Annotated in this window: 11 protein-coding genes; all 11 read left to right on the top strand. The window is 68.6% G+C overall.

The window, feature by feature from the left end; translation table 11 throughout:
• The 11 genes from LV75_RS22600 (at nucleotide 1) to LV75_RS22550 (ending at nucleotide 17,228) form a co-directional block, all read left to right on the top strand.
• Nucleotides 1-801: an MlaE family ABC transporter permease gene (locus tag LV75_RS22600; RefSeq protein WP_253888996.1), complete on the top strand. Its 801-nt coding sequence runs from the start codon at nucleotides 1-3 to the stop codon at nucleotides 799-801.
• Nucleotides 798-2,126, top strand: a complete 1,329-nt coding sequence (locus tag LV75_RS22595) for an MCE family protein (protein ID WP_253888995.1) — start codon at nucleotides 798-800, stop codon at nucleotides 2,124-2,126. Before LV75_RS22600 ends, LV75_RS22595 begins: the two co-directional genes overlap by 4 nt.
• Complete coding sequence (locus tag LV75_RS22590; RefSeq protein ID WP_253888994.1) at nucleotides 2,123-3,157, top strand: MCE family protein; 1,035 nt, start codon at nucleotides 2,123-2,125, stop codon at nucleotides 3,155-3,157. The genes LV75_RS22595 and LV75_RS22590 overlap by 4 nt, the downstream gene beginning before the upstream one ends.
• Entirely contained in the window at nucleotides 3,154-4,149 is a 996-nt protein-coding gene (locus tag LV75_RS22585) for an MCE family protein (RefSeq protein ID WP_253888993.1), read from the top strand. Before LV75_RS22590 ends, LV75_RS22585 begins: the two co-directional genes overlap by 4 nt.
• On the top strand, nucleotides 4,146-5,339 hold the full coding sequence (locus LV75_RS22580; RefSeq protein ID WP_253888992.1) for an MCE family protein: 1,194 nt from the start codon (nucleotides 4,146-4,148) through the stop codon (nucleotides 5,337-5,339). Before LV75_RS22585 ends, LV75_RS22580 begins: the two co-directional genes overlap by 4 nt.
• On the top strand, nucleotides 5,339-6,502 hold the full coding sequence (locus LV75_RS22575; protein WP_253888991.1) for an MCE family protein: 1,164 nt from the start codon (nucleotides 5,339-5,341) through the stop codon (nucleotides 6,500-6,502). The genes LV75_RS22580 and LV75_RS22575 overlap by 1 nt, the downstream gene beginning before the upstream one ends.
• The gene (locus LV75_RS22570) at nucleotides 6,502-7,767 is read left to right on the top strand and encodes an MCE family protein (protein WP_253888990.1); all 1,266 of its coding nucleotides are present in this window, start codon (nucleotides 6,502-6,504) and stop codon (nucleotides 7,765-7,767) included. Before LV75_RS22575 ends, LV75_RS22570 begins: the two co-directional genes overlap by 1 nt.
• 27 nt (nucleotides 7,768-7,794) lie before the next feature.
• Nucleotides 7,795-8,355: an Rv1363c family protein gene (locus tag LV75_RS22565; RefSeq protein ID WP_253888989.1), complete on the top strand. Its 561-nt coding sequence runs from the start codon at nucleotides 7,795-7,797 to the stop codon at nucleotides 8,353-8,355.
• 10 nt (nucleotides 8,356-8,365) lie between these two features.
• Nucleotides 8,366-9,394 (top strand): hypothetical protein, encoded by a 1,029-nt coding sequence (locus LV75_RS22560; RefSeq protein WP_253888988.1) that lies wholly within the window; start codon nucleotides 8,366-8,368, stop codon nucleotides 9,392-9,394.
• A gap of 334 nt (nucleotides 9,395-9,728) precedes the next feature.
• Entirely contained in the window at nucleotides 9,729-13,232 is a 3,504-nt protein-coding gene (gene rpoB / locus LV75_RS22555; protein ID WP_253888987.1) for a DNA-directed RNA polymerase subunit beta, read from the top strand.
• A 99-nt stretch (nucleotides 13,233-13,331) separates the two neighbouring features.
• Complete coding sequence (locus LV75_RS22550) at nucleotides 13,332-17,228, top strand: DNA-directed RNA polymerase subunit beta' (protein WP_253888986.1); 3,897 nt, start codon at nucleotides 13,332-13,334, stop codon at nucleotides 17,226-17,228.
• Nucleotides 17,229-17,243: the final 15 nt, after the last annotated feature.

Here is a 17,243-nt window from a genome sequence, read left to right as displayed (position 1 = left end):
GTGGTCCTCAAAGCGCTCGACAACCTCGGCGACCAGCTGTCCTTCTACGTCCGCGCGATCGCCTGGATCCCGCGGGCCCTGCGCCGCTACACCCGGGAGACCCTCCGCCTGCTGGCCGAGGTCAGCTTCGGCAGCGGCGCGCTCGCGGTCATCGGCGGCACCGTCGGCGTCATGGTGGGCTTGACCGTGTTCACCGGGGTCGTGGTCGGCCTGCAGGGCTACGCCGCGCTGGACCAGATCGGCACCGCCGCGTTCTCCGGGTTCGCCTCGGCCTACATCAACACCCGCGAGATCGCCCCGCTCGTCGCGGGCCTGGCCCTCTCCGCGACCGTCGGGTCCGGCTTCACCGCGCAGCTCGGCGCGATGCGCATCTCCGAGGAGATCGACGCGCTGGAGGTCATGGCCGTCCCGAGCCTGCCGTTCCTGGTCACCACCCGGATCATCGCGGGCTTCATCGCGGTCATCCCGCTCTACATCATCGGCCTGCTGACCTCGTACCTCGCGTCCCGGACGATCACCGTCCACTTCTACGGCCAGTCCGCGGGCACCTACGACCACTACTTCAACCTGTTCTTACCCCCCGAAGACGTCTTCTGGTCCTTCGGCAAGGTGCTGATCTTCGCGATCATCATCATCCTGTCGCACTGCTACTACGGCTACACCGCCAGCGGCGGCCCTGCCGGGGTCGGCATCGCGGTCGGGCGGGCCGTGCGGACCACCATCGTCACCGTCGCGCTGGTGAACTTCTTCATCGGCTTCGCGATCTGGGGCACCACGACGACCGTGCGGATCGCCGGATGAGCGCGACGATCCGGCGCAGGCTCAACGGGCTGCTGTTCATCGTGGTGGTCGCGGCCCTGGTCGGGCTCAGCATCGCCATGTACACCAAGGCGTTCACCCCGGTCGCCGCCGTCACGCTGACCACCGACAAGGTCGGCAACCAGCTGTCGGTGCACTCCGACGTCAAGGTGCGCGGCCTCATCGTCGGCGAGGTCCGCAAGATCACCCCGACCGCGGGCGGCGCCGAGCTGGACCTGGCGCTGGACCCGGACAAGATCGACCTGATCCCCGGCAACGTCTCCGCCCGGTTCCTGCCCAAGACCCTCTTCGGCGAGCGCTACGTCGCCCTGCAGATCCCCGAGGACGCCTCGCCGCGGCCGCTGACCGCGGGGGACCGGATCAAGCAGGACACCTCGGTGCGCGCGGTCGAGCTGGAGGAGGCCTTCGAGAGCCTGCTCCCGGTCCTGCAGGCCGTCCAGCCGCAGAAGCTGTCCAGCACGCTGACCGCGATCGCCACCGCCCTCGAAGGTCGTGGCGAAGACCTCGGCAAGACCCTCGCTGACCTGGGTGAACTCGTCGGCGAGCTGAACCCGCACCTGCCCCGGCTGCAGCAGGACCTGCGCACCCTCGCCACCGTCGCCGACACCTACAGCGACGCCACACCCGACTTGGTCGCCGCGCTGACGGACCTGACCGCCACCTCGAAGACCATCGCCGACCAGCGCGCCAACCTCGACGCCCTCTACGCGACCACCACCACGGCCGCCCGCGACCTCGACGCGTTCCTGCGGGTCAACAAGGGCAACCTGATCCAGCTCGCCGACTCCTCCCGGCCGACCCTGGAGACGCTGGCCAGGTACTCCCCGGAGTACCCGTGCCTGTTGCAGCTGATGGCCGAGGCCGTGCCGGAGCTGGACAAGGCGTTCGGCAAGGGCACCAACAAGCCCGGCCTGCACGCGACCATCGAGATCACGGTCAACCGCGGCCCCTACCGGCCGGGCAAGGACGAGCCGCGCTACGAGGAGAACCGCGGCCCGCGCTGCTACGACTTCACCCAGTTCCCCTCGCCGTTCCCGCAGTCCCCGCCCGACGGCCCGCTGCGCGACGGCGCGAGCAGCCCGGCGCCCGCCCGGTCCGTCCAAGATGGACTGCTGCCGCCGGGCAACACCACGCCCAACGCCGCCACGGACGGCGCTGACATCGGCATCGCCAACTCCCCGCAGGAAGCGGCGTTCCTGGCGCAGATCATCGCCCCCGAGCTGGGCGTCGAACCGGAGCAGGTCCCCGGCTGGTCGACCATGCTGCTCGGCCCGGCGTTCCGGGGCGCGGAGGTGAGGTTCCAATGAGGGGTCTCGCGGCACCGCTGATCAAGCTGGCCGTGTTCACGGTCGTCACGATCGCGGCCACGGCGGTCCTGGCGATCAGCATCGCCAACGTCAACCTCAGCTCCACCACCGGCTACCAGGCGCGGTTCACCGACGCGACGCTGCTGCTGCCCGGTGACGACGTGCGGATCGCGGGCGTGCGGGTCGGGCAGGTCGACGAGGTCGAGGTGGTCGACCGGACCCAGGCGCTGGTCCGGTTCTCCGTCGCCGCCGACCGCAAGCTGCCCGCCGCGGTCACCGCGCAGATCAAGTTCCGCAACCTGGTCGGCCAGCGCTACGTCGCGCTCGGCCAGGGCGCGGGCGACGACCCGAACGCGGTCCTCAACCCCGGCGACACCATCTCGGTGCAGCGCACCAAGCCCGCGCTCGACCTTACGCAGCTGTTCAACGGCTTTAAGCCGCTGTTCCAGGCCCTATCGCCGGACGAGGTCAACAAGCTGTCCTACGAGATCATCCAGGTGCTTCAGGGCGAGGGCGGCACGGTCGAGACACTGCTGTCGCACACGGCGTCGCTGACCAGCACCTTGGCCGAGAAGGACCAGGTCATCGGCGAGGTCATCACCAACCTCAACAGCGTGCTGACCACCGTCAACGCGCACGGCGACCAGCTGTCCACGGTGATCACCCAGGTGCAGCAGCTGGTCAGCGGCCTCGCCGAGGACCGCGAGCCGATCGGGCAGGCCATCGACGCCCTCGGCGGCCTGACGACCACGACCGCGGGCTTGCTCGACGAGGCGCGTGAGCCGCTCAAGCAGGACATCGCCAACCTCGGCGGCCTGGTGCGCACGCTCAACGAGAACGAGCAGACCGTCGAGCACTTCATCCAGTTCCTGCCGACCAAGACCTCCGCGCTGACCCGCACCGTCAGCTACGGCTCGTGGTTCAACTTCTACCTCTGCGAGGCGTCCGGCGAGGTGAGCGTGCCCGGGCTGATCAGCACGCCGCTGAACATCCCCGTGCTGCCCGCGAGCCAGGCGAGGTGCCTGCGATGAGCCGGTCGTTCCGCTCCCGCAACCCGATCCCGATCGGGCTGGTCAGCCTGCTCACCATCGCGCTGGTCCTGCTGGCCGCGATCAACTCCGACGACCTGCCGATCATCGGCGGCGGCACCACCTACAGCGCGGAGTTCAGCGAGGCCGCGGGCATCCAGGCCGACGACGAGGTGCGGATCGCGGGCATCAAGGTCGGCACGGTGTCCGACGTGGCCCTCGACGGCGACCGCGTGGTGGTCCGGTTCAAGGTCCGCGACGCCTGGGTCGGCGACCGCACCAGGGCCGAGATCAAGATCAAGACGCTGCTGGGCCAGAAGTTCCTGTCGTTGCAGCCGGACGGGACCGACGTGCTCGACCCCGGCACCCGCATCCCGCGCTCCCGCACCACCGCCCCCTACGACGTCCTGGAAGCCTTCCGCGGCCTGGCCGACACCGTGAACGAGATCGACACGACCCAGCTGGCCCGCAGCTTCGAGGTCATCGCCGACACCTTCGCCGACACCCCCGGCGAAGTCCGCGGCGCCCTCACCGGCCTGCAGTCCCTCTCGCGCACCATCTCCTCGCGCGACGACCAGCTGGCCTCCCTGCTGGCCAACACCCGCGAAATCTCCACCACCCTGGCCGACCGGGACGCTGAGGTCGCCAAGCTCCTGGCGGACGGCAGCCTGCTGCTCAACGAGCTCAACAACCGCAAGAACGCCATCTCCGCCCTGCTGACCGGCACCAAGAACCTGGCGACGGAACTCCAGGGCCTGGTCGCGGACAACAACGGCCAGTTGGCCCCGGTCCTGCAGAGCCTGGACCAGCTGACGACGATGCTGCAGCGCAACCAGGACTCCCTGGCCGAGGGCATCAAGAAGTTCGCCCCCTTCGTGCGCCAGTTCAACAACGCGATCGGCAGCGGCCGCTGGTTCGACAACTACATCTGCGGCCTGCTCCCCCCATCAATCGGCCAGTTCAACCAGCCCGGATGCCTGGGGGAGGCCAAGTGAGCACCTTCACCACCAAGGCCCGTCGGGACGCGACGAGGATTCTGGTTCTTCTCTGTGTCCTGGCCCTAGTCGTCGCAGGCGCACTGTGGTGGTTGCTGCGCGAGCCCAACGACAAGCGGTACACGGCTGTGTTCTCCGGTGTCGTCGGGCTCTACGAGGACAACGATGTGCGGGTCCTCGGCGTTCGGGTCGGCACCGTCAACAAGATCACGCCGAGGGGAGACCGGGTCGAAGTCGAGATGTTGGTAGACCGGACCGTCGAGGTGCCCGGGGATGCCAAGGCGGTCATCGTCGCGCCGTCCCTCGTGTCGGACCGGTATGTGCAGCTCACCCCCGCCTACACCGGCGGCGCCGTCCTCGCGACCGGCGCGGTCATCCCCCGCGAGCGCACCGCGACCCCGCTGGAGGTCGACGACCTGTACGCCAGCCTGGCCCGGGTCAGCGAGACCCTCGGCCCGAACGGCGTCAACAAGGACGGGGCCCTCTCCGACTTGCTGACCACCCTCGCCAAGAACCTCGACGGCAACGGGCAGGCGGTCAACGACACCGTCACGCAGCTCGGGCAGCTCAGCAGCACCCTGTCCGGCAACTCCGAGGACCTCTTCGCCACCATCACCCAGCTGCAGAAGTTCACCAGCACACTGGCCGCCAACGACAAGAACGTCCAGACCTTCACCACCGAGCTCGCCGAGGCGTCGAAGTTCCTGGCCGGTGAGCGCGGCAACCTCGCCGCCGCCGTCGACCAGCTCGGGATCGCCCTCGGCGCGGTGCAGCGGTTCATCAACGAGAACCGGGGCAGCATCAAGTCCAATGTGGACAAGTTGGCCTCGGTGACCCAGGTGCTGGTCGACCAGCGGGCCGCGCTCGCCGAGACGCTCGACATCGCCCCGCTGGCGTTGAGCAACGTGATCAACACCTACAACGCGTCCTCGGGCACCCTCGACGCGCGGGCCAACCTCAACGAGTTGACCCAGCCGCCGATCGTGACCGTGTGCAAGTTGGTCCGCCAAGGCACCGCGCAGCCGCTGCCAACGACCCTCGCGGACCTGTGCGATCAGCTGGCCCCGGTCGTGCAGGGCGCGATACCGCTGCCGTCTCCCGCGCAGGTCATTGAGGGCATGCGCAGCGGCAAGCTCCCGACTCTTCCGCTGCCTATCGCCGGTGACGCCTACTCGCTCGGAGGCCGGTGATGAAACGTCTCGCTGTCACGCTCGCAGCTGCGATGGCCCTGTCTGGCTGCGGTTTTACCGGCATCTACGACCTCCCCCTCCCCGGCGGCGCTGACCTCGGCGACCACCCATACAAGGTGAAGGTCCAGTTCCACGACGTCTTGGACCTAGTGCCTCAGTCCGGTGTGAAGGTCAACGAAGTCACCGTCGGCCGAGTCGACGAGATCGCGCTCGCTGCCGACGGCTGGACCGCTGAAGTCACCGTTCTGGTCAACGGCGAGGTAGAGCTACCTGCCAACGCATTGGCCAAGCTGCGGCAGTCGAGCCTGCTCGGGGAGAAGTACGTCGAGCTAAGCGCGCCTTCGGCAGCCAGCGGCAAGCTCACCGACGGCGCTCTTATCCCTCTCGACCGCACCAACCGCAACACCGAGGTCGAAGAAGTACTAGGCGCGTTGTCGCTGCTGCTCAACGGTGGCGGGGTCGAGCAGTTGCAGACCATCACCAAGGAGCTGAACGCGGCCACGTCCGGCAACGAGACCGCCCTCCGCGCGCTGCTCGACAACGTCAACACCATGGTGACCACCCTCGACGCCGGGAAGTCCGACATCACCCGCGCCCTCGACGGCGTCAACCGGCTCGCCAGCACCCTCAACGCGCAGAAGGACCAGCTCGTCGGCGCCGTGGACGACATCGGCCCGGGCCTGCGGGTCCTGTCCGACCAGCGCCGCCAGCTGGTGACGATGCTGCAGAGCCTCGACACCCTCTCCGACGTCGCCGTGGACACGGTCAACAAGAGCCAGGCCGACCTCGTCGCCGACCTCAAGGCGCTCGCGCCCACCCTGCAGAAGCTCGGCGAGGCGGGCGCGAACCTGCCCAAGTCGCTGGAGCTGATGCTGACCTTCCCGTTCACCGACCAAGCGGTGAAAGGCGTGCAGGGCGACTACTTCAACCTCTACGCGAAGATCGACCTGAACCTGCAGAGCGTGCTCGACAACCTCAGCCGCAGCCGCCAGAACCCGTTGCAGGACATCCCGATCATCGGTCCGGCGACCAGCGGCACCAGCGGCGTCCCCGCGAACGCGCCCGCCCCGTTGCCGTTGCCCGCGCTCGGCATCCCGCAGCCGACCCAGAACCAGCCCGGGCTCGGCGGCCTGTTCGACATCCTGCTGGGAGGCGGTTCCTGATGCTCACAAAGAAGGTCCGCCTCCAGCTCGTCGCGTTCTTCCTGATCGCCGTCGTCTCCGTGGTCTACGCCGCGTTCCGGTTCACCGACGTCGGCCGGGTCTTCGGCGCCAGCGGCTACCGGGTCACCCTCCAGCTCACCGACTCCGGTGGCATCTTCACCAACGCCGAGGTCACCTACCGCGGCGTGAACGTCGGCCGGGTCGGCGAGATCCGGCTGACCCGCGCGGGCATGGACGTCGACCTCGACATCGAGCCCTCCGCCCCGGACATCCCCGCCGACCTGGACGCGGTGATCGCCAACCGCTCGGCCGTCGGCGAGCAGTTCGTCGACCTGCGCCCGCGCGCCGAGGGCGGCGACCACCTGACCGAGGGCGCGGTCATCCCCGCCGACCGCGCCAAGACCCCGGTCAGCACCGACACCGTCATCCGCGACCTGGACAACCTCGCCACCTCGGTCCCGACCGACGCCCTGCGCACGGTGGTCGACGAGCTGGACAAGGCCTTCGCGGGCACCGGCGACGACCTGCGGCTGCTGATCGACACCACCGGCGAGTTCACCCAAGCCGCCAAGGCGAGCCTGCCGCAGACCATCAAGCTCATCGACGACGGCGCGATCGTGCTCGGCACCCAGGCCGCCCAGTCCGGCAACATCAAGTCCTTCGCCGCCGATCTACGCGACCTGTCCGCGCAGCTGCGCACCTCCGACCCGGCCATCCGGCAGTTGATCGCGGCCACCCCCGGCGCTGCCGACGCCGTCACCGGCCTGCTGCGCGAATCCGGCCAGGGCATCGGCTACCTCACCGCGAACCTGCTGACCACGTCGAACATCCTGCTCACCCGGGTCGACGGCCTGGAACTCGCGCTGGTCGCCTACCCCGTGGTCGCCGTGGGCCCGAAGACCGTCGTCCCCGGCGACGGCACCGCCCACCTCGGCCTCGCGCTGAACCTGTTCGACCCGCCCGCCTGCACCCGCGGCTACGAGGGCACCCAGCGCCGCGCGGGCAACGACACCGCCCCGGTCCAGGAGAACGCGCAGGCCTACTGCGCCGAACCGGTCGGCAGCCCCATTAACGTGCGCGGATCGCAGAACGCGCCCTTCGGCGGCAAGCCCGTCCAGCCGACCCAGCAGGACCTCGCCGCCAACCGGGACCGCCCGGCCCAGCAACTCGCCGACATGGCCCAGAACAGCATCCCCGGCACGATCACCCAGCCCGGCCTCGGCGGGTTGGCCAGCCTCGCCGGGCTGCTCGGCCTGGGGGGCTAACCTACCTCCGGGTAGAGAAGGAGTGCGATGACCGCCGACACCGAGCCGGACACGCGGGAGCGCCGACCGCGGTTCCGCGCCACCGCGAGCATGCTTGGCGCGCTCCTGCTGATCACCGTGGCAGCGTTCGGCTTCGCCGCGTGGTTCGGCATCGCCTGGTTGCGCGCGGGCACCGACGACGACCTGGACATCGCGGGCACCCGCGACGAGGTCTCCCGGGTCGCGAGCGCCGCGCTGGTCACCGTCAGCACCCTGGACTACCGCAAGGTCGACGAAGACCTCACCCGCTGGATCAACGCCTCGACCGGCCCGCTGCGCGAGGAGTTCGAGACCCGGCGCACCTCCAGCAAGGCCGCGTTGGAGCAGGCCAAGACGGTCACCACCGCGACCGTGCTCAAGATCGCGGTGACCGACCTGCGCGAGCGCGAGGGCAAGGCCGAGGTCATCGCCGCGGTCCGGGTGGACGTCACCCCGGAGGGCAAGCAGGCCACCCCGAAGTACCTGCGCCTGCAAGCCGCGGTCGACCGCGTCGGCGACGACTGGAAGCTCAGCGGCGTCACCCCCGTGCCCTTCACCCCGGCAGGCTGAGAGGACACCCGTGCCAACCCCACCCCGCCGCCGCACGCCAGCCGCCGGTCCGACCCGCCGCCCCCGCGTCGCGGGCCTGCGCAAGCCGAGCGCCCCCGCGCCGGAGACACCGGGAACGCCGGACGAAGCGATCCCGGCCGAACCCGCGCTCACCGAACCCGCGCTCACCGAACCCGCGCTCACCGAACCCGCGGTGACCGAACCTGCGGTGACCGAGCCCGAGCCTGCCCCGGAGCCGGAACCCGAGGTCGCCCTCGGTCAGCCGGTGGACCTCGCCGCGCCCGCGCGAGCGGTGCCCGCCCCCGCCGAGCCCGCCCCGGACCGTGTCGAAGACCAGGTCGAGGACCAGATCGGTGACCAGGTCGTCGCCGACGGCGTCATCGGTGCCGAGCCGGTGTCCCGCCCGACCGGCAAGCGCCGCGAGGCGGGCACGCCGGTGCCCGCCCGAATCCCCGAAGTCCTCGAGCTCGCGGCCGACACCGAGCCGAAGCGCTCCGGCCGCGGCACGGTCCTCCTCCTGCTCGTCCTGCTCACGGTCCTCTTCACCGCGGGCGCGCTCTACTTCAAGGGCCAGTACGACTCGAAGACCTCCGGCGTCGACAGCACCAACGAGGCCCTGGTCAACGCGGCCCTGACCAGCGAGGTCACCGGCAGGCTCACCGTGGCCGTCGAGCGCACCCTCTCCTATAGCTACACAGACCTCGACGCGAACGCCCAGGCGGTGAAGGAGACGCTCGCCGGTACCGCCACCTGCGAGTACGACAAGCTCTTCGGCCAAGTGCGCAAGCTCGCCCCCGAGCAGAAGCTCGTGCTGACCACCAAGGTCCGCAAGATCGGCGTCACCCGGCTCGCCGGGGACAAGGCCGACCTCCTGGTGTTCGTCGACCAGTCGACCACCCGGGCCGACCAGAACCAGACGACCGCCAGCGGCGCGGTCTTCGGGGTGCGCGCGGAGAAGGTCGACGGAGCGTGGAAGATCACGGATTTCGACATGCTCGACCAGGCCCTCCCGGGCGGCCAGCAGGCCACCGGGTGCTAGTGCGCGAACGGGCTAGCAGCTGCGTTTGCGCTGGTCAAGCGTTGATCGGTGAACGGATTCGGACTGCTGCAAAAGTGGTCTGGTTCGCGTGGCATCTTGACTCGGCGACCACTCGGGGTCAGTCTGTTACCCAGCACGTACTGAGCGGGAGGACCGATTGAGCGGCGGGCCTCGACAGTCGCCTCTATAGTGGCTAGACTGCCCCTTTGCGCTGCCCACTTTCCGCACGCCCTTTGCCAAGAGCTAGGATGTTGGGCACCACGGCACCCTTGACAGGCGCTCTAACTGTTGCTAGCGCGACTGTCAACCGCTCATAGTCCTGGAAGGACGCATCTTGGCAGTCTCCCGCGCGACCAAGGCCACTGCTGCGACCAACTCCACCCCCTCGAACTCGGGCATCCCGAACGCCCCCCGCCGGGTCTCGTTCGCCAAGATCCGCGAGCCCCTGGGTACCCCCAACCTGCTGGACCTGCAGATCCAGTCGTTCGAGTGGTTCACCGGCGCCGAGGCGTGGTTCCAGCGCCGCGTCGACGCCGGTGACGAGAACCCCGTCGGCGGCCTTGAGGAAGTCCTCAACGAGATCTCCCCGATCGAGGACTTCTCCGGCTCCATGTCCCTGTCCTTCTCGGACCCGCGCTTCGACGAGGTCAAGGCCTCCGTGGAGGAGTGCAAGGACAAGGACATGACGTACGCGGCCCCGCTGTTCGTCACCGCGGAGTTCACCAACAACACCACCGGCGAGATCAAGAGCCAGACGGTGTTCATGGGCGACTTCCCCGTGATGACCAACAAGGGCACGTTCATCATCAACGGCACCGAGCGTGTCGTTGTCTCGCAGCTGGTCCGGTCGCCCGGTGTCTACTTCGACACCAACATCGACAAGACGACCGACAAGGACGTCTTCAGCGTCAAGGTCATCCCGAGCCGGGGTGCGTGGCTCGAGTTCGACGTCGACAAGCGCGACACCGTCGGTGTGCGCATCGACCGCAAGCGCCGCCAGCCGGTCACCGTGCTGCTCAAGGCGCTCGGCTGGACCACCGAGGCGATCCGCGAGCGGTTCTCCTTCTCCGAGACGCTGCTCGCCACGCTGGAGAAGGACCACACCGCGGGCACCGACGAGGCGCTGCTCGACATCTACCGCAAGCTGCGCCCGGGTGAGCCGCCGACCAAGGAGTCCGCGCAGACCCTGCTGGAGAACCTGTTCTTCAAGGACAAGCGCTACGACCTGGCCAAGGTGGGCCGCTACAAGGTCAACAAGAAGCTGGGGCTGCGGTCGCCGACCCAGGTCGGGGTGCTGACCGAGGACGACATCGTCACCACCATCGAGTACCTGGTCCGCCTGCACGCTGGCGACACCAACATGACCGTCGGCAAGGGCGAGAACGCGATCGACGTGCCGGTCGAGGTCGACGACATCGACCACTTCGGCAACCGCCGCCTGCGCACCGTGGGTGAGCTGATCCAGAACCAGATCCGGGTCGGCCTCTCCCGGATGGAGCGCGTGGTCCGCGAGCGGATGACCACCCAGGACGTCGAGGCGATCACCCCGCAGACCCTGATCAACATCCGGCCCGTGGTGGCGGCGATCAAGGAGTTCTTCGGCACCTCGCAGCTCTCGCAGTTCATGGACCAGACCAACCCGGTCGCGGGCCTGACCCACAAGCGCCGCCTGTCCGCGCTCGGCCCCGGCGGTCTGTCGCGTGAGCGCGCGGGCATGGAGGTCCGCGACGTCCACCACAGCCACTACGGCCGCATGTGCCCGATCGAGACCCCGGAAGGCCCGAACATCGGCCTGATCGGCTCGCTGTCGAGCTACGCGCGGGTGAACCCGTTCGGCTTCATCGAGACCCCGTACCGCAAGGTCGTCGAGGGCCAGGTCACCGACCAGATCGACTACCTGACCGCGGACGAGGAGGAGCGCCACGTCATCGCGCAGGCCAACGCGCCGCTCGACGACCAGAGCCACTTCGCCGAGGAGCGCGTGCTCGTGCGCAAGAAGGGCGGCGAGGTCGAGTTCATCGAGCCGTTCGACGTGGACTACATGGACGTCTCGCCGCGCCAGATGGTCTCGGTCGCGACCGCGATGATCCCGTTCCTCGAGCACGACGCGGCCAACCGCGCGCTGATGGGCGCCAACATGCAGCGCCAGGCGGTGCCGCTGCTGCGCAGCGAGTCGCCGCTGGTCGGCACCGGCATGGAGCTGCGCGCCGCGGTCGACGGCGGCGACCTGGTCACCGCCTCGAAGGCCGGTGTGGTCGAGGAGCTCTCCGCCGACTTCATCACGATCATGGCCGATGACGGCACCCGGCAGACCTACGGGATGCACAAGTTCCGCCGGTCCAACCAGGGCACCTGCATCAACCAGAAGCCGATCATCGCCGAGGGCGACCGGATCGAGGCTGGCCAGGTCATCGCCGACGGGCCGTGCACCGAAGACGGCGAGATGGCGCTCGGCAAGAACCTGCTCGTGGCGATCATGCCGTGGGAGGGCCACAACTACGAGGACGCGATCATCCTGTCGCAGCGCCTCGTGCAGGACGACGTGCTCACCTCGATCCACATCGACGAGCACGAGATCGACGCCCGCGACACCAAGCTCGGCGCCGAGGAGATCACCCGGGACATCCCGAACGTCTCCGAGGAGGTGCTCGCCGACCTCGACGAGCGCGGCATCATCCGCATCGGTGCCGAGGTCGGCGCCGGTGACATCCTGGTCGGCAAGGTCACCCCCAAGGGCGAGACCGAGCTGACCCCGGAGGAGCGGCTGCTGCGCGCGATCTTCGGCGAGAAGGCGCGCGAGGTGCGCGACACCTCGCTGAAGGTGCCGCACGGCGAGACCGGCAAGGTCATCGGCATCCGGGTGTTCTCCCGCGAGGACGAGGACGAGCTGCCCCCCGGCGTCAACGAGCTGGTCCGGGTCTACGTCGCCCAGAAGCGCAAGATCCAGGACGGCGACAAGCTCGCGGGCAGGCACGGCAACAAGGGCGTCATCGGCAAGATCCTCCCGGTCGAGGACATGCCGTTCCTGCCCGACGGCACCCCGGTCGACGTCGTGCTGAACACCCACGGTGTGCCGCGTCGTATGAACATCGGGCAGATCCTGGAATCGCACCTGGGCTGGATCGCGAAACAGGGCTGGCAGATCGAGGGCAACCCCGAGTGGGCCTCGAAGCTGCCCGAGGACCTCTACGACGTCGAGCCGGACACCAACACCGCCACCCCGGTGTTCGACGGCGTCAAGGAGAACGAGCTCTCCGGTCTGCTCGCCTCCACCCGGCCCAACCGCGACGGTGAGCGGATGGTCAAGGAGGACGGCAAGGCGCAGCTGTTCGACGGCCGCAGCGGTGAGCCGTACCCGTACCCGGTCTCGGTCGGCTACATGTACATCCTCAAGCTGCTGCACCTGGTCGACGACAAGATCCACGCCCGCTCGACCGGCCCGTACTCGATGATCACCCAGCAGCCGCTCGGCGGTAAGGCCCAGTTCGGTGGCCAGCGCTTCGGTGAGATGGAGTGCTGGGCGATGCAGGCCTACGGCGCCGCGTACACGCTGCAGGAACTGCTGACCATCAAGTCCGACGACGTCCTCGGCCGCGTGAAGGTCTACGAGGCGATCGTCAAGGGCGAGAACATCCCCGAGCCGGGCATCCCGGAGTCGTTCAAGGTGCTCCTCAAGGAGCTCCAGTCGCTGTGCCTGAACGTGGAGGTCCTCTCCAGCGACGGTGCCGCGATCGAGATGCGCGACGGGGACGACGAGGACCTGGAGCGCGCCGCGGCCAACCTCGGCATCAACCTGTCCCGCAACGAGTCGCCGTCCGTCGACGACGTGGTGAATTAACCTCGCTGCCGCCGCCGGGACGGCTCGGAAAACCGTCCCGGCGGGCAGGCGCTGATCCCCCATTTACGTGCTGTAACCAAGAAGGGGAGAAGAACAGACGTGCTGGACGTCAACTTCTTCGATGAGCTCCGCATCGGTTTGGCCACTGCTGACGACATCCGCCAGTGGTCCTTTGGTGAGGTTAAGAAGCCCGAGACCATCAACTACCGGACGCTGAAGCCGGAAAAGGATGGGCTGTTCTGCGAGAAGATCTTCGGTCCCACCCGGGACTGGGAGTGCTACTGCGGCAAGTACAAGCGCGTGCGCTTCAAGGGCATCATCTGCGAGCGCTGTGGCGTCGAGGTCACCCGCGCCAAGGTGCGCCGCGAGCGCATGGGCCACATCGAGCTGGCCGCGCCGGTCACCCACATCTGGTACTTCAAGGGCGTCCCGTCCCGGTTGGGCTACCTGCTCGACCTGGCCCCCAAGGACCTCGAGAAGATCATCTACTTCGCCGCCTACGTGATCACCTCGGTGAACGCCGAGCTGCGGCACAACGACCTGCCGACGCTCGAGTCCGAGATGGGCGTCGAGCGCAAGCAGGTCGAGAACAAGCGCGACGCCGACATCGAGGGCCGCGCGCAGAAGCTCGAGGCCGACCTGGCTCAGCTCGAGGCCGAGGGCGCCAAGAGCGACGTCCGGCGCAAGGTCAAGGAGGGCGGCGAGCGGGAGATGCGCCAGCTCCGCGACCGCGCCCAGCGCGAGCTGGACCGCCTCGACGAGATCTGGACGACCTTCACCAAGCTCGACTCCAAGCAGCTCATCGCCGACGAGCTGCTCTACCGCGAGCTGATCGACCGCTACGGCGACTACTTCACCGGCTCGATGGGCGCCGAGGCCATCCAGACCCTGGCCCGCGACTTCGACGTCGACGCCGAGGCCGACATCCTGCGCGAGACCATCCGCAGCGGCAAGGGGCAGAAGAAGCTGCGCGCGCTCAAGCGGCTCAAGGTCGTCGCCGCGTTCCAGGCGACCCGCAACTCGCCGATGGGCATGGTCCTGGACTGCGTCCCGGTCATCCCGCCGGACCTGCGGCCGATGGTGCAGCTCGACGGTGGCCGCTTCGCCACCTCCGACCTCAACGACCTGTACCGCCGCGTGATCAACCGCAACAACCGGTTGAAGCGGCTGATCGACCTCGGCGCGCCCGAGATCATCGTCAACAACGAGAAGCGGATGCTGCAGGAGGCCGTCGACGCGCTGTTCGACAACGGCCGCCGCGGTCGTCCGGTCACCGGCCCGGGCAACCGGCCGCTGAAGTCGCTGTCCGACCTGCTCAAGGGCAAGCAGGGCCGGTTCCGCCAGAACCTGCTCGGCAAGCGCGTCGACTACTCCGGCCGTTCGGTCATCGTCGTCGGCCCGCAGCTCAAGCTGCACCAGTGCGGCCTGCCCAAGGCGATGGCGCTCGAGCTGTTCAAGCCGTTCGTGATGAAGCGGCTCGTGGACCTCAACCACGCGCAGAACATCAAGTCCGCCAAGCGGATGGTCGAGCGCGCCCGCCCGGCCGTGTGGGACGTGCTCGAAGAGGTCATCACCGAACACCCGGTGATGCTCAACCGCGCACCCACCCTGCACCGCCTCGGCATCCAGGCCTTCGAGCCCCAGCTGGTCGAGGGCAAGGCCATCCAGCTGCACCCGCTGGTCTGCGAGGCGTTCAACGCGGACTTCGACGGCGACCAGATGGCGGTCCACCTGCCGCTGTCGGCCGAGGCCCAGGCCGAGGCCCGCATCCTGATGCTGTCCTCGAACAACATCCTGTCCCCGGCCTCGGGTCGCCCGCTGGCGATGCCGCGACTGGACATGGTCACCGGCATCTACCACCTGACCCGCCCGAAGGACGGCGGACTGGGTGAGGGCCTGGCGTTCTCCTCGCCCGCCGAGGCGATCATGGCCTTCGACCGCAAGATCATCGGTCTGCAGTCCTCGGTCAAGATCCGCATCCACGACCGCTACCCGGGCCCGGGCATGCAGCCCGAGGACTGGACCCCCGGTCAGCCGTGGCTGGCCACCACCACCCTCGGTCGCGTGCTGTTCAACGAGCTGCTCCCGGCGGACTACCCGTTCATGAACGAGCCGATGCCGAAGAAGCGTCAGGCCGCGATCGTGAACGACCTCGCCGAGCGGTACCCGATGGTCACCGTGGCGCGGACGCTGGACAAGCTCAAGGACGCGGGCTTCTACTGGGCCACCCGCTCGGGTGTCACCATCGCGATCTCCGACGTCGTCGTGCCGCCCGCCAAGCAGGGCATCCTCGACGAGTACGAGAAGAAGGCCGACACCGTCGAGAAGCGCTACCAGCGCGGCCAGCTCTCCTCGACCGAGCGCAACAACGAGCTCGTCAAGGTGTGGTCGAACGCGACCGAGGACGTCGCGCGCGCCATGGAGGAGAACTTCCCCGACGACAACCCGATCCCCACGATCGTGAAGTCCGGCGCCGCGGGCAACATGACCCAGATCCGCCAGCTCGCTGGCATGAACGGTCTGGTCACCAACCCGCGTGGTGAGTTCATCCCGCGCCCGATCAAGGCCAACTTCCGCGAAGGCCTGTCGGTGCTGGAGTACTTCATCGCGACGCACGGTGCCCGCAAGGGTCTGGCCGACACCGCGCTGCGCACCGCCGACTCGGGTTACCTGACCCGGCGTCTGGTGGACGTGTCGCAGGACGTCATCGTCCGCGAGGTCGACTGCGGCACCTCGCGCGGCATCCTGATGAAGCTCGGCGAGCACGCGGGCGACAAGGTCGTGCGCGCGCAGTACGTCGAGACCGGCGTCTACGCGCGTTGTGTCGCCGGTGAGGTCAAGGACTCCTCGGGCGAGGTGCTGCTCAACCGCGCCGACGACCTGGGCGACCCGGCCATCGAGCGGCTGCTGTCCTCGGGCGTCACCGAGGTCAAGGTGCGCTCCGTGCTCACCTGCGAGGCCCAGGTCGGCGTCTGCGCGACCTGCTACGGCCGTTCGATGGCGACCGGCCAGCTGGTCGACATCGGTGAGGCCGTCGGCATCGTCGCCGCGCAGTCCATCGGTGAGCCCGGCACCCAGCTGACCATGCGCACCTTCCAGCAGGGTGGCGTCGTCAACGACGACATCACCACCGGTCTGCCGCGTGTGCAGGAGCTGTTCGAGGCCCGCGTCCCCAAGGGCAAGGCCCCGATCGCCGACGTCGACGGCCGCGTCCGGATCGAGGACGGCGACCGCTTCTGGAAGATCACCCTCACGCCGGACGACGGCAGCGAGGAGATCATCTTCGAGAAGCTGTCCAAGCGCCAGCGGCTCGCGGCCACCCCGGACGGCCCGCTGTCCGACGGCGACCACGTGTCGGTCGGCCAGCAGCTGCTCGAGGGCACCCGGGACCCGCACGAGGTCCTGCGCGTGATGGGTCCCCGCGAGGCGCAGCTGCACCTGGTGGACGAGGTCCAGAAGGTCTACCGCGCGCAGGGTGTGTCGATCCACGACAAGCACATCGAGGTCATCGTCCGGCAGATGCTGCGCCGGGTCACCATCCTCGACAGCGGTGCCGCGGAGTTCCTGCCCGGAGCGCTCATCGAGCGCGCCGAGTTCGAGTCCGAGAACCGCCGCGTCGTGGCCGCAGGCGGCGAGCCCGCCTCCGGTCGCCCGGTCCTGATGGGCATCACCAAGGCCTCGCTGGCCACCGACTCGTGGCTGTCGGCGGCCTCCTTCCAGGAGACCACCCGCGTGCTCACCGACGCGGCCATCAACGGCCGCTCGGACCGGCTCGTGGGCCTGAAGGAGAACGTCATCATCGGTAAGTTGATCCCGGCCGGTACGGGCATCAACAAGTACCGCAACATCCAGGTCCAGCCGACCGAAGAGGCCCGGGTCGCCGCCTACGCGATCCCCTCCTACGACGACGGCTACTACACCCCGGATGTCTTCGGTACCGGCACCGGTGCTGCCGTCCCGCTGGACGACTACGACTTCGGTCGCGACTACCGCTAGTCCTATAGACAACGG

The sequence above is a fragment of the Actinokineospora diospyrosa genome (assembly GCF_024171925.1).
Taxonomy (GTDB): Bacteria; Actinomycetota; Actinomycetes; order Mycobacteriales; family Pseudonocardiaceae; genus Actinokineospora; species Actinokineospora diospyrosa.
Note: the sequence above shows the minus strand (reverse complement) of the source record. Positions and strands in the feature narration are given on the sequence as shown.